Raw genomic sequence first — 13,753 nt, forward strand, 5'->3', positions numbered from 1 at the left:
GTAGCCGGTTGAGCGCGTTGCGGGGGCCCCGGTCCCGGTACGGGGGGCGGGGTTGTCGGTGGGCGACAGTAGGGTGGTGGGCATGGCAGACCCCTCCAGCTACCGCCCCAAGCCGGGACAGATCCCCGACTCGCCGGGGGTCTACAAGTTCCGCGACGAACACCGCAGGGTGATCTACGTCGGCAAGGCCAAGTCCCTGCGAGCCCGGCTCGCCAACTACTTCCAGCCGCTGACGAGCCTGCACCCCCGCACCGCCACCATGGTCACCACGGCCGCCTCCGTGGAGTGGACGGTCGTCGCCACCGAAGTCGAGGCGCTCCAGCTCGAATACTCCTGGATCAAGGAGTTCGACCCCCGCTTCAACGTCAAGTACCGCGACGACAAGAGCTATCCGTACCTCGCGGTGACGATGAACGAGCAGTTCCCCCGGGTCCAGGTGATGCGCGGCGCCAAGAAGAAGGGCGTGCGCTACTTCGGCCCGTACGGGCACGCCTGGGCGATCCGCGAGACCGTCGACCTGATGCTCCGCGTCTTCCCCGTGCGCACCTGCTCCGCGGGCGTCTTCAAGCGCTCGGCCCAGATCGGGCGCCCCTGTCTGCTCGGCTACATCGGCAAGTGCGCGGCCCCCTGCGTCGCCCGCGTCACGCCGGAGGAACACCGCGAACTGGCCGAGGACTTCTGCGACTTCATGGCCGGCCGCACCGGCGCGTACCTGCGCCGCGTCGAGCAGCGGATGATGGAGGCGGCCGAGGACATGGAGTACGAGCGCGCCGCCCGGCTGCGGGACGACCTGGGGGCGCTGCGCAAGGCCCTGGAGAAGAACGCGATCGTCTTCAACGACGCCACCGACGCCGACCTCGTCGCGCTCGCCGAGGACGAGCTGGAGGCGGCCGTGCAGATCTTCCACGTGCGCGGCGGCCGGGTCCGGGGCCAGCGCGGCTGGGTCACCGACAAGGTGGAGGCCGTCGACACCGCGGGTCTGGTCGAGCACGCCCTCCAGCAGCTGTACGGCGAGGAGACGGGCGACTCGGTGCCCAAGGAGGTCCTGGTCCCCGCCCTGCCGGAGGACGCGGACGCGGTGGGCCGCTGGCTGGCGAGCCGGCGCGGTTCGGCCGTCTCGCTGCGCATCCCGCAGCGCGGCGACAAGAAGGCCCTGATGGAGACGGTCGCGCGCAACGCCCAGCAGGCGCTCACGCTGCACAAGACCAAGCGCGCGTCCGACCTGACGACGCGCTCGCGGGCCCTGGAGGAGATCGCCGCGGCCCTCGACCTCGACAGCGCGCCGCTGCGCATCGAGTGCTTCGACATCTCCCACCTCCAGGGCGACGACGTGGTGGCGTCCATGGTCGTCTTCGAGGACGGCCTCGCCCGCAAGAGCGAGTACCGGCGCTTCCAGATCAAGGGCTTCGAGGGCCAGGACGACGTCCGGTCCATGCACGAGGTGATCAGCCGCCGCTTCAAGCGCTACCTGGCGGAGAAGGCGCGCACGGGGGAGTGGGCCGACGAGGAGGGCGAGGGGCCCGGGCGCGACGGCGCGCAGGCGCTCGGCCCGGAGCCCGGCGCGGTCCCGGCCGCCGCGCCCGGGGCAGCCGCGTCCGGCACGGTCCCCGACACCCTGCCCGCGGCGGTGTCCGGCGAGGTCTCGGCGCTCCAGGACGAGGACGGCCGCCCCAAGCGCTTCGCCTACCCCCCACAGCTCCTGGTCGTCGACGGTGGACAGCCGCAGGTCGCCGCGGCCAAGCGGGCCCTGGACGAGCTGGGCATCGACGACATCGCGGTGTGCGGCCTGGCCAAGCGCCTCGAAGAGGTCTGGGTGCCCGAGGAGGACGACCCGGTGGTGCTGCCCCGCTCCAGCGAGGGCCTCTACCTCCTCCAGCGGGTACGGGACGAGGCCCACCGCTTCGCCATCACCTACCAGCGGGCCAAGCGGACCAAGCGCTTCAAGGCCGGGCCCCTGGACGCCGTGTCCGGCCTCGGTGACACCCGCAAACAGGCGCTGATCAAGCATTTCGGCTCGGTGAAGAAGCTCAGGTCGGCGACAATCGAGGAGATCTGCGAGGTCCCCGGCATAGGCCGCAAGACGGCCGAGACCGTTGCCGCGGCCCTCGCGGAAGCGGCCCCGGCCGCACCCGCCGTGAACACGGCGACAGGAGAGATCATGGAAGAGGACGACGGGGGCAGCACGAGATGACCGAGCAGCACGATGAAGACCGAGAAGCGGGAGTAGACGTGAGTACGGGCACGACGATCGAGGCCGGCGGGGCCGATGCGCCCATCCCCGAGCTGGTGATCATCTCCGGCATGTCCGGTGCCGGGCGCAGCACCGCGGCCAAGTGCCTGGAGGACCTGGGCTGGTTCGTCGTCGACAACCTGCCGCCCGCGCTGATCCCCACCATGGTGGAGCTCGGCGCCCGCTCCCAGGGCAACGTGGCCCGCATCGCCGTCGTCGTCGACGTACGCGGCCGCAGGTTCTTCGACAATCTGCGCGAGTCCCTCGCCGACCTGGACGCCAAGGAGGTCACGCGGCGGATCGTCTTCCTGGAGTCCTCCGACGACGCCTTGGTGCGCCGCTTCGAGTCGGTGCGCCGCCCGCACCCGCTCCAGGGCGACGGCCGCATCGTCGACGGCATCGCCGCCGAGCGCGACCTGCTGCGCGAGCTGCGCGGTGACGCGGACCTGGTGATCGACACCTCCAGCCTCAATGTCCACGAGCTGCGCGCCAAGATGGACGCCCAGTTCGCCGGCGACGAGGAGCCGGAACTGCGCGCCACCGTCATGTCGTTCGGCTACAAGTACGGCCTGCCGGTCGACGCCGACCTGGTGGTCGACTGCCGCTTCCTGCCCAACCCGCACTGGGTGCCCGAGCTGCGCCCGTTCACCGGTCTGAACGAGGAGGTGTCGGGCTACGTCTTCAACCAGCCGGGCGCCAAGGAGTTCCTCGACCAGTACAGCGAGCTGCTCCAGCTGATCGCGACGGGCTACCGCCGCGAGGGCAAGCGGTACGTGACCATCGCGGTGGGCTGCACCGGCGGCAAGCACCGCTCGGTCGCCATGTCGGAGAAGCTCGCGGCCCGCCTCGCCTCCGAGGGGATCGAGACCGTCGTCGTACACCGGGACATGGGGCGCGAGTGAAGGTGTACCGCCGGCGCACCGCCGGACCGGTGCTGCGCACCGGCCGCAAGCGGGGCGCCCAGCCCAAGGTCGTCGCCCTCGGCGGCGGCATGGGCCTGTCGGCCTCGCTCGCGGCGCTGCGCCGCATCACGGGCGACCTGACGGCCGTCGTCACCGTGGCCGACGACGGCGGCTCCAGTGGCCGCCTGCGCGCCGAGCTCGGCGTGCTGCCCCCCGGGGACCTGCGCAAGGCGCTCGCCGCCCTGTGCGGGGACGACGACTGGGGCCAGACCTGGTCCCGGGTCATCCAGCACCGCTTCCAGTCCCAGGGCGAGCTGCACGAGCACGCGGTGGGCAACCTGCTGATCGTCGCCCTGTGGGAACAGCTGGGCGACCATGTGCAGGCCCTCGACCTGGTCGGCAAGCTGCTCGGCGCGCAGGGCCGGGTCCTGCCGATGTCGGCCGTGCCGCTGGAGCTCGAAGCGCTGGTACGGGGCCACGACCCGGCGCGTCCCGAGGACGTGGACACCGTGCGCGGCCAGGCCACGGTGGCGCTCACGCCCGGCGAGGTGCTCTCCGTCCAGCTGGTCCCGCACGACCCGCCGGCCGTCCCCGAAGCGGTCGCCGCGGTGCTCGACGCGGACTGGGTGGTGCTCGGTCCGGGCTCCTGGTTCTCCTCCGTCATCCCGCACCTGATGGTCCCCGAACTGCTCGACGCGCTCACCGGGACCAAGGCCCGCAAGGTCCTCTCGCTGAACCTCGCGCCACAACCGGGTGAAACCGATGGCTTCTCTCCGCAGCGTCATTTGGAGGTTTTGGGACGACACGCCCCTAAACTCGCCTTCGACGTGGTGCTGGCCGACGAGGCCGCCGTGCCCGACCGGGGGAGCCTGACCGATGCCGCGAAACGGCTCGGAGCCGAGGTCGAGCTGGCGCCCGTGGCCAGACCCGATGGTTCTCCGAAGCACGATCCGGAGCTGTTGGCCGCCGCGTACGACCGTATTTTTCGGATGCATGGAAGGATCGGCCCATGGCGATGACGCCGGCGGTGAAGGACGAGATTTCCCGGCTGCCCGTCACCCGGACCTGCTGCAGGAAGGCGGAGGTCTCGGCGATTCTTCGATTCGCGGGCGGGCTGCATTTGGTGAGCGGCCGCATTGTGATCGAGGCGGAGCTGGACACCGCGATGGCGGCACGCCGGCTCAAGCGGGACATTCTGGAGATCTTCGGGCACAGCTCCGAGCTGATCGTGATGGCTCCTGGCGGTCTGCGCAGAGGCTCACGGTTCGTCGTACGGGTCGTGGCGGGCGGCGATCAGCTGGCCCGCCAGACCGGGCTCGTCGACGGCCGCGGCCGTCCCATCCGCGGCCTGCCGCCCCAGGTGGTCTCGGGGGCCACCTGTGACGCCGAGGCCGCCTGGCGCGGCGCGTTCCTGGCGCACGGCTCGCTCACCGAGCCGGGCCGCTCCTCGTCCCTCGAGGTCACCTGCCCGGGCCCGGAGGCCGCCCTCGCCCTGGTCGGCGCGGCGCGGCGGCTCCAGATCGCGGCCAAGGCCCGCGAGGTCCGCGGTGTGGACCGGGTGGTGGTCCGCGACGGCGACGCGATCGGCGCGCTGCTCACCCGGCTCGGCGCGCACGAGTCGGTGCTGGCCTGGGAGGAGCGGCGGATGCGCCGCGAGGTCCGGGCCACCGCCAACCGCCTGGCCAACTTCGACGACGCCAACCTGCGCCGCTCGGCGCGGGCCGCGGTCGCCGCCGGGGCACGCGTCCAGCGCGCCCTGGAGATCCTGGCCGACGAGGTGCCCGAGCACCTGGCGGCGGCCGGCCGGCTGCGCATGGAGCACAAGCAGGCCTCCCTGGAGGAGCTGGGCGCGCTCGCCGACCCGCCGCTGACCAAGGACGCGGTCGCCGGCCGCATCCGCCGCCTGCTGGCCATGGCCGACAAGCGGGCCCAGGACCTGGGCATCCCCGGGACGGAGTCCAACCTGACCGAGGAGATGGCGGACGGCCTGGTCGGCTGAGCCGTCCCGACCCTCAACCCGCCCGGTCCGGCGCCCACTTGATGGGCGCCGGTTCCGTTTGCGGGCAGGCACTGTCGGCGGATCCGGCACTATTGACATGATCATGAAGTGTCATGAGCCTGGCGTCTGTCCACTTCCGTGGCACACACCAGCAAGGGGGGCTCATGAGACGCAGAGCGAGAGCGATCCTCGCCGCTGCATCACTCCTGACGGCCGGACTGGCGGTGGCACCCGCCGCCCAGGCCCGTCAGAGCGGACCGGACGGCGAGGGCATCGTCGTCTGGAACGCCCAGGTCAGCCGGGCGCAGCTGCCGCTGCTCCTGGAGGCCGGCGCCGATGCCCAGGAACTGGGCGCACGCCTGCCCGCCAAGGGCTCGGCCGGCGTCGAGCTGTACCTGACCGCGTCACAGGCCGCGGCCCTGCGCGGCAAGGGCGTCGAGCTCACCGAGCACAAGGTCCCGGCCCAGGCCCAGAACCGCCTCAAGGCCGCGGGCGACGGGGTCTTCCGCCCGTACAGCGGCCCGAACGGTCTGAAGCAGGAGATCCTCGACACGGGGAAGGCCAACCCCTCCCTCGCCAAGGTCGAGTCGATCGGCCGGACCACCAACGGCCAGGACATCCTCGCCGTCAAGCTGACCAAGGGCGCGAACAAGTCCCGGGACGGCTCCAAGCCCGCCATGCTGTACATGTCCAACCAGCACGCCCGTGAGTGGATCACCCCCGAGATGACCCGGCGGCTGATGCACTACTACCTCGACAACTACGGCAAGGATCCGCGCGTCACCAAGATCGTGGACTCCACCGAGCTGTGGTTCGTGCTCTCCGCCAACCCGGACGGCTACGACTACACCTTCACGCCCGGCAACCGGCTGTGGCGCAAGAACCTCCGGGACAACGACGGCGACGGGAAGATCACGTCCGTCGACGGTGTCGACCCGAACCGCAACTTCCCCTACAAGTGGGGCTACGACAACGAGGGTTCGTCCCCCGACCCCTCGGACGAGACCTACCGGGGACCCAGCGCGGGCAGCGAACCCGAGACCAGGGCGCTGGACTCCTTCGAGAAGCGGATCCACTTCAATTACGCGATCAACTACCACTCCGCCGCCGAGCTTCTGCTCTACGGCGTGGGCTGGCAGGTCGCGACGCCGACCCCCGACGACGTCATCTACAAGTCGCTCGCCGGGACCCCCGACAAGCCCGCCATCCCGGGCTACCTCTCGGAGGTCTCCTCCGCGCTCTACACCACCAACGGCGAGGCCGACGGACACGCGGCGAACGTCAACGGCACGATGATGTTCACCCCCGAGATGTCGACCTGCGCCACGGCCTCCCGCGTCGACCCGAACGACGAGTGGAACGCGGCGGACTGCCCCTCCGACTTCAACTTCCCCGACAGCGAGAAGCTGATCCAGGGCGAGTTCGAGAAGAACATCCCCTTCGCGCTCTCCGTCGCCGAGACCGCCACCCACCCCGACCAGCCGTCCTCCCCGGTCGGCATCGAGGCCCCGGACTTCACTCCGGACGCCTTCGCCACCTCCTACGCCCGCGACGACGACCAGCAGATCGCCGTCACGGCCCGCAGGTCGGTGCGCGACAAGACCCTCAACTACCGCGTGGGCAACGGCCGTACGCACACCGAGGAGCTGAAGCCCTGGAAGGGCGGCGAGCGGTACGGCGGCCAGGACAACATCCGCTTCGACCAGTACCGCGCCAGGATCGAGGGCCTGGACGCGGGCGACCGCGTCCAGGTCTGGTTCACCGGGCGCACCGCCGCCGGGAAGAAGACCTCCAGCACCCCCTTCACGTTCACCGTGGCCGAGCGGCCCCGGGCGGACACCCTGGTGCTCGCCGAGGAGGGCGGTGGCGCCCCGGCGCAGAACGCCGCGCTCTACGCCCGGGCGCTCGCCGACAGCGGCCACCGCGCCGCCGTCTGGGACGTGGCGGCCCAGGGCACCCCGAGCGCACTCGGCGTGCTCAGCCACTTCAAGAACGTGCTCTGGTACACCGGGAGTTCCCGGCCGGCCGCGGCCACCATGTTCACCGTGCGCGACTTCGTGAACGAGGGCGGCAAACTGGTCACCGCGGGCGAACAGGCCGGCGGCAGCGTCGATCTGGGCGGCGGCGCCCTGTCCGACGACTTCTCGCAGTACTACCTCGGCGCCTACAACAAGGCCGGCCTCAAGTCGCCGCCGGCGTTCGCCGGGACGGGACGGCTCGCGGGCACCAAGGCGGCGCTCGCCGCGGGCCCCGGCAGCCCGCTCACCGCGGCCGGTGCGTACACCATCACCTCCGACACCCTGGACCCGAAGACCTTCCCGCAGTTCGCCGGCGCCTCGGCGGGTGACTATCCGGGCGTGCGCAGTCCGTTCGAGCCCGCCGAAGGCTCCTGGTTCGCCGCGGCCAGGCACCGCGACGACGCCTATATGCGCCTGGCCCGCACCGTCGATCTGACCGGGACGAGCGCCGCGCAGAAGCCGAGCCTGGACTTCCAGCTCAGCTACGACACCGAGCCCGGCTACGACCAGGTGATCATCGAGGCGCACACCGTCGGCCAGGACGACTGGACGACGCTGCCCGACCTGAACGGCGCCAGCACCACCGGCGTGCCCAGCCAGTGCGAGCAGGGCTACCTCCTCCAGGAGCACCCCTTCCTCACGCACTACCTCACACCCGGCTCGCCCTCCTGCACCGCGAGCGGCACCAGCGGCGCGTGGAACCGCTTCACCGGCTCCTCCGACGGCTGGCGGCAGGTCTCGGTCGACCTCGCCGCCTACGCCGGCAAGCAGGTCGAGCTGGCCGTCGCCTATGTGTCCGACCCGGGCACCGGCGGCCTCGGCGCCTTCGTCGACGACACCCGCCTGGTCATCGGCGGCGCTCCCTCGGGAGCCGAGGGCTTCGAGACCGCGCTCGGTCCCTGGAGCGTGCCGGGAGCGCCGGCCGGCAGCCCCGGCAACAGCGGCGACTGGGCGCGCTCGCAGGCGCTCTTCCACTCCTCGGCCGCCGTGACCACCCGGGACACGGTGCTGCTCGGCTTCGGCCTGGAGAACGTCCCCGCCGCGGCCGACCGCGCCCGGCTCGTCGGCCGGGCGCTCAGCGCACTGCACCGCTGACACCGTGTAGTGGGGCCGAAGGTCCCCGGTGGCCCGTACCCGCAGGTAGGTACGGGCCACCGGGCCGACCCGGGCACTGATTCGGAACCTTCCGGACGCGCTCGATGTCACTTCGGCGCCCTTGGGGAGGTAGGGTCGTAACCGGTCGGGGACATCCCATACAACTCGCCGGCGTCGAGAAACCCGGCGTACCTAACGAGGAGATCGGTTCGTGACGATCCGCGTAGGCATCAACGGCTTCGGCCGCATCGGGCGCAACTACTTCCGGGCGCTCCTTGAGCAGGGTGCAGACATCGAGATCGTGGCTGTCAACGACCTTGGTGACACCGCGACCACTGCGCACCTGCTGAAGTACGACACCATCCTGGGCCGCCTCAAGGCCGAGGTCACCCACACCGCCGACACCATCACCGTGGACGGCCACACCATCAAGGTGCTCTCCGAGCGCAACCCGGCCGACATCCCGTGGGGTCAGCTGGGCGTCGACATCGTCATCGAGTCGACCGGCATCTTCACCAAGAAGGCCGACGCCGAGAAGCACATCGCCGGTGGCGCCAAGAAGGTCCTCATCTCGGCTCCGGCCAAGGACGAGGACATCACGATCGTGATGGGCGTCAACCAGGACAAGTACGACGCGGCCAACCACCACGTCATCTCCAACGCCTCCTGCACCACCAACTGCGTGGCGCCGATGGCCAAGGTCCTCGACGAGAACTTCGGCATCGTCAAGGGTCTGATGACGACGGTCCACGCGTACACCAACGACCAGCGGATCCTGGACTTCCCGCACTCGGACCTGCGCCGCGCCCGCGCCGCCGCCGAGAACATCATCCCGACCACGACCGGTGCCGCCAAGGCCACCGCCCTGGTCCTGCCGCAGCTCAAGGGCAAGCTCGACGGCATCGCGATGCGCGTGCCCGTGCCCACCGGCTCGGCCACCGACCTGGTCGTGGAGCTCCAGCGCGAGGTCACCAAGGACGAGGTCAACGCCGCGTTCAAGAAGGCCGCCGACGACGGCGACCTGAAGAACATCCTCTACTACACCGAGGACCCGATCGTCTCCTCCGACATCGTGGGCGACCCGGCCTCCTGCACCTTCGACTCCTCCCTGACCATGGTCCAGGAGGGCAAGACGGTGAAGATCCTCGGCTGGTACGACAACGAGTGGGGCTACTCCAACCGCCTCGTCGACCTGACCGTCTTCGTCGGCGGCCAGCTCTGACCTCGGTACGGTAGGCACCTGATGTGAGCGACAGGGCTCGGGCAGCGCAACGAAGCGCTGTACGGGCCCTGTCGCCTGTCCAGACCGTCCGTCCCGTACCTCGCAAGGAGTCACCCCCGAATGAAGACGATCGACGAACTTCTCGCCGAAGGGGTCGAAGGCAAGCGGGTATTCGTCCGCGCCGACCTCAACGTGCCGCTGGCCGAGGGCCGCATCACCGACGACGGCCGCATCCGCGCCGTGCTGCCGACCGTCAAGGCGCTCGTCGCCGCCGGTGCCAAGGTCGTCGTGGCCTCGCACCTGGGCCGCCCCAAGGGCGCCCCTGACCCGCAGTTCTCGCTGCGCCCCGCCGCCGACCGGCTCGCCGAACTCCTGGGCACCTCCGTCGCGTTCGCCGAGGACACCGTCGGCAGCGCCGCCCACGACGCGGTGAACGGGCTCGGCGCCGGTCAGGTCGCGGTCATCGAGAACCTGCGGTTCAACGCCGGCGAGACGTCCAAGGACGACGCCGAGCGCGCCGTGTTCGCCGAGCGGCTGGCCGCCCTCGCGGACGTCTACGTCGGCGACGGCTTCGGGGCCGTGCACCGCAAGCACGCCTCCGTCTTCGACCTCCCGGCGCGCCTGCCGCACTACGCCGGCTACCTCATCGCCACCGAGGTCGGCGTCCTCAAGAAGCTGACCGAGGACGTCAAGCGCCCCTACACCGTCGTGCTCGGCGGCGCCAAGGTCTCGGACAAGCTCGCCGTCATCGACGAACTGCTCGGCAAGGCCGACCGGCTGCTCATCGGCGGCGGCATGGCCTACACCTTCCTGAAGGCCAAGGGCTACGAGGTCGGCATCTCGCTGCTCCAGGAGGACCAGATCCCGGTCGTCCAGGAGTACATGAAGCGGGCCGAGCAGACCGGTGTCGAGCTGGTCCTGCCGGTCGACGTGCTGGTCTCCAAGGACTTCCCGGACCTGAAGACCAAGGCCCCGGCCACCTTCCGGACCGTCGACGCGGACAAGATCCCCGCGGACGAGGAGGGCCTGGACATCGGCCCCAAGTCCCGCGAGCTGTTCGCCTCGAAGATCACCGACGCCGAGACCGTCTTCTGGAACGGTCCGGTCGGTGTCGCCGAGCACCCCGACTACGCGGGCGGTACCACCGCCGTCGCGCAGGCCCTGCTCGACAGCAAGGGCTTCACCGTGGTCGGCGGCGGCGACTCCGCCGCGGCCGTCCGCAACCTGGGCTTCGACGAGTCGAAGTTCGGCCACATCTCGACCGGTGGCGGCGCCAGCCTCGAATACCTCGAGGGCAAGACGCTTCCCGGCCTCGCCGCACTGGAGGACTGAACACCTGTGAGCACCCGTACCCCGCTGATGGCGGGCAACTGGAAGATGAACCTCAACCACCTCGAGGCCATCGCGCACGTCCAGAAGCTCGCCTTCGCGCTCGCCGACAAGGACTACGAGGCCGTCGAGGTCGCGGTCCTGCCGCCCTTCGTCGACCTGCGCTCCGTGCAGACCCTCGTCGACGGCGACAAGCTCAAGATCAAGTACGGCGCCCAGGACATCTCGGCGCACGAATCCGGTGCCTACACCGGTGAGATCTCGGGCGCCATGCTGTCCAAGCTGAAGTGCGCCTACGTCGCCGTGGGCCACTCCGAGCGCCGGCAGTACCACGCCGAGAGCGACGAGCTCTGCAACGCCAAGGTGAAGGCCGCCTACCAGCACGGCCTGACCCCGATCCTCTGCGTCGGCGAGGGCCTGGACGTCCGCAAGGCCGGACAGCAGGTCCCCTACACGCTGGCCCAGCTCGACGGCGGCCTCAAGGACGTCCCGGCCGAGCAGGCCGAGTCCATCGTGATCGCGTACGAGCCGGTGTGGGCGATCGGCACCGGCGAGGTCGCCACGCCCGAGGACGCGCAGGAGGTGTGCGGGGCGATCCGCGCCCGCCTGGCCGAGCTGTACTCGCAGGAGCTCGCCGACAAGGTGCGCATCCAGTACGGCGGCTCGGTGAAGTCCGGGAACGTCGCCGCGATCATGGCCCAGCCCGATGTGGACGGTGCCCTGGTCGGCGGCGCCGCCCTGGACGCCGACGAGTTCGTCAAGATCGTCCGCTTCCGCGACCAGTAAGTATGCGGTAGCGCGGATCCGTCGTACCCTTGCGGGGGCCGGAACAGGGATGTCACATGTCCCCCGGCCCCCGTCGCCATATCAGTCCTAGGAAGTTGGTCCAGCCGTGATTGTCGGGTTCTCGATTGCCCTGATCGTCTTCAGCCTGCTGATGATGCTGCTGGTGCTGATGCACAAGGGAAAGGGCGGCGGCCTCTCCGACATGTTCGGCGGCGGCATGCAGTCCTCCGTCGGCGGTTCCTCGGTCGCCGAGCGCAACCTCGACCGCATCACCATCGTGGTCGGTCTCTGCTGGTTCGCGTGCATTGTCGTACTTGGTCTGCTGATGAAGCTCAAGTAAGCCGTCGTCGTTCGGCGTTTCGGGGGTGGGGTGTAACTCCAATCACTGGACGCGCGTTGGGCCTTACGTAGACTGGGGCATCTTCGAGCACCATCACGCAGGGAGTTACGACCGTGGCAAGTGGCAACGCGATCCGGGGAAGCCGGGTCGGAGCGGGGCCGATGGGGGAGGCCGAGCGGGGCGAGTCCGCACCGCGCCTCCGCATCTCCTTCTGGTGCTCGAACGGGCACGAGACGCAGCCGAGCTTCGCCAGTGACGCACAGGTTCCGGAGACGTGGGACTGCCCGCGCTGCGGATTCCCCGCAGGACAGGACCGGGACAATCCGCCGGACCCGCCGCGCACCGAGCCGTACAAGACACACCTCGCGTACGTGCGCGAACGGCGCAGCGACGCGGACGGCGAGGCGATCCTCGCCGAAGCACTCGCCAAGCTGCGGGGCGAGATCTGACAGAGGAAGGGCCCCCAGGGTGAACTCGGTTCATCCACAGGGCCCTTCGGTGCATCCGGGCCCGTCCGATTGTCAGTGGCGCCCCCTACCGTGTGAAGCAGGCGATCACGAGGGGGAGTTGTGGCAGCAACGCAGGCCGTGGAGGGGGCGCGGGCGACAAGTCCCGCCTGGCGCGGGGGATTCGGCCGGCTCTGGACGGCCGCGGTCGTCAGCCGTTTCGGTGATTCCCTGCGCACCGCCGCGCTGCCCCTGCTCGCCACCACCCTCACCACCGACCCCTTCCGCATCGCGCTCGTCACCGCCTGCGGCTACGTTCCGTGGCTGCTGTTCGGACTGCTCGGCGGCGCGGTCGCCGACCGGGTCGACCAGCGGCGCGCGATGTGGGCCGTCGATTTGGTCCGCGGCGCCCTGGTCGCCGCCTTCGCCGCGGCCGTCGCCCTCGGGCACGCCTCGATCGCCCTCCTGATGGCGCTCGCCTTCGCGCTCACCGCCCTCGGCACCCTCTTCGACAACGCCGCCACCGCCCTGCTGCCCTCACTGGTGCCCGCCGAGGCGCTGGGCAGCGCGAACGCCCGGGTGATGACCGGACAGCAGATCGCGGGCAGCTTCCTGGCGGGCCCGCTCGTGCCGCCGCTGCTCGCCGTATCGGCCGCCGCGCCCTACGGGGCGGACGCGGTGAGCTACGTCCTGGCCGCCGCCCTGGTCGCCTCGCTGCGGCCGGCCGCCCCCGAGCGGGCCGCCCGCGCGACCGGATCCACCCTGCGGGCCGAGATCCGGGCGGGCCTGCACGCCCTGTGGGCCGACCGGGCGCTGCGCGGGCTGTGCGCGGCCACCACCGTCTGCAACATCGGCATGGGCGCGCTCATCGCCACCCTCGTCCTGCACATCACCGGCTGGCTCGGCGCCGGCCACGCCGGGTACGCGGCGACCATCACGGCGTACGGGGCCGGCAGCGTGGCCGGCGGCCTGATCGCCCAGCGCCTGGCCCGCGGGCTGGGCCGGATACGGGCGGTGCTGCTCGCCGGCGCCGTGCAGACCGGCTGCCTGGTGGCGATGGGCTGCGTGCGCGCCCTCGGAGTCACCGTCGCCGCGATGGCGGTGTTCGGTCTCATGGGCATGGTGTGGAACGTGAACCTGACGACCCTGATGCAGGAGCGAGCCCCCGCGGCGATGCTCGGGCGGGTGAGCGCGGCCTTTCGCACCCTGGCGGTGGCGGGCGCGCCGCTGGGCGCCCTGATGGGCGGAGCGGCCGCCGCGTCCTGGGGGCTCAACACCCCGGCCCTGCTGGCGTCCGGCTTGTTCGTGGCCGCCGTCGCCGCGCTGATTCCTGCCCGCGCCGCCTGATCAATTAGGTTGGACGGGCAGCGGGGCAGGTACGCACGT

At 70.8% G+C, this 13,753-nt stretch carries 11 protein-coding genes; all 11 read left to right on the plus strand.

What is annotated here, in order from left to right:
- Positions 1-82: 82 nt before the first annotated feature.
- The 11 genes from uvrC to ACGF3I_RS33325 all read left to right on the plus strand — a co-directional run bounded on the left by uvrC (position 83) and on the right by ACGF3I_RS33325 (position 13,714).
- On the plus strand, positions 83-2,191 hold the full coding sequence (uvrC, locus tag ACGF3I_RS33275) for an excinuclease ABC subunit UvrC (RefSeq protein ID WP_393138703.1): 2,109 nt from the start codon (positions 83-85) through the stop codon (positions 2,189-2,191).
- Positions 2,188-3,132 (plus strand): RNase adapter RapZ, encoded by a 945-nt coding sequence (gene rapZ / locus ACGF3I_RS33280; RefSeq protein WP_393138705.1) that lies wholly within the window; start codon positions 2,188-2,190, stop codon positions 3,130-3,132. The genes uvrC and rapZ overlap by 4 nt, the downstream gene beginning before the upstream one ends.
- Positions 3,129-4,151 carry a uridine diphosphate-N-acetylglucosamine-binding protein YvcK gene (gene yvcK / locus ACGF3I_RS33285; protein WP_393138707.1) on the plus strand — a complete coding sequence of 341 codons (1,023 nt, stop codon included), beginning with the start codon at positions 3,129-3,131 and terminating at the stop codon, positions 4,149-4,151. Before rapZ ends, yvcK begins: the two co-directional genes overlap by 4 nt.
- The gene (gene whiA, locus ACGF3I_RS33290; RefSeq protein WP_120724474.1) at positions 4,142-5,131 is read left to right on the plus strand and encodes a DNA-binding protein WhiA; all 990 of its coding nucleotides are present in this window, start codon (positions 4,142-4,144) and stop codon (positions 5,129-5,131) included. The genes yvcK and whiA overlap by 10 nt, the downstream gene beginning before the upstream one ends.
- Before the next feature lie 164 nt (positions 5,132-5,295).
- Positions 5,296-8,244 (plus strand): M14 family zinc carboxypeptidase, encoded by a 2,949-nt coding sequence (locus tag ACGF3I_RS33295; protein ID WP_393138709.1) that lies wholly within the window; start codon positions 5,296-5,298, stop codon positions 8,242-8,244.
- Positions 8,245-8,455: 211 nt separating this feature from the next.
- A complete protein-coding gene (gene gap, locus ACGF3I_RS33300) occupies positions 8,456-9,466 on the plus strand; it encodes a type I glyceraldehyde-3-phosphate dehydrogenase (RefSeq protein WP_393138711.1) in 1,011 nt (336 codons plus the stop codon).
- A gap of 120 nt (positions 9,467-9,586) precedes the next feature.
- Positions 9,587-10,798 carry a phosphoglycerate kinase gene (locus tag ACGF3I_RS33305; protein WP_393138713.1) on the plus strand — a complete coding sequence of 404 codons (1,212 nt, stop codon included), beginning with the start codon at positions 9,587-9,589 and terminating at the stop codon, positions 10,796-10,798.
- 6 nt (positions 10,799-10,804) lie between these two features.
- Positions 10,805-11,581 (plus strand): triose-phosphate isomerase, encoded by a 777-nt coding sequence (gene tpiA, locus ACGF3I_RS33310; protein WP_393138715.1) that lies wholly within the window; start codon positions 10,805-10,807, stop codon positions 11,579-11,581.
- A gap of 106 nt (positions 11,582-11,687) precedes the next feature.
- On the plus strand, positions 11,688-11,921 hold the full coding sequence (secG, locus tag ACGF3I_RS33315; RefSeq protein WP_393138717.1) for a preprotein translocase subunit SecG: 234 nt from the start codon (positions 11,688-11,690) through the stop codon (positions 11,919-11,921).
- Between the two features lie 113 nt (positions 11,922-12,034).
- Positions 12,035-12,370 carry an RNA polymerase-binding protein RbpA gene (locus tag ACGF3I_RS33320; protein ID WP_003976875.1) on the plus strand — a complete coding sequence of 112 codons (336 nt, stop codon included), beginning with the start codon at positions 12,035-12,037 and terminating at the stop codon, positions 12,368-12,370.
- 120 nt (positions 12,371-12,490) lie between these two features.
- Positions 12,491-13,714, plus strand: coding sequence for an MFS transporter (locus tag ACGF3I_RS33325; protein WP_393138719.1), 1,224 nt, complete (start codon positions 12,491-12,493; stop codon positions 13,712-13,714).
- Positions 13,715-13,753 lie beyond the last annotated feature (39 nt).

Source organism: Streptomyces sp. NPDC048111, assembly GCF_043202815.1.
In the GTDB taxonomy this organism is placed as follows: domain Bacteria; phylum Actinomycetota; class Actinomycetes; order Streptomycetales; family Streptomycetaceae; genus Streptomyces.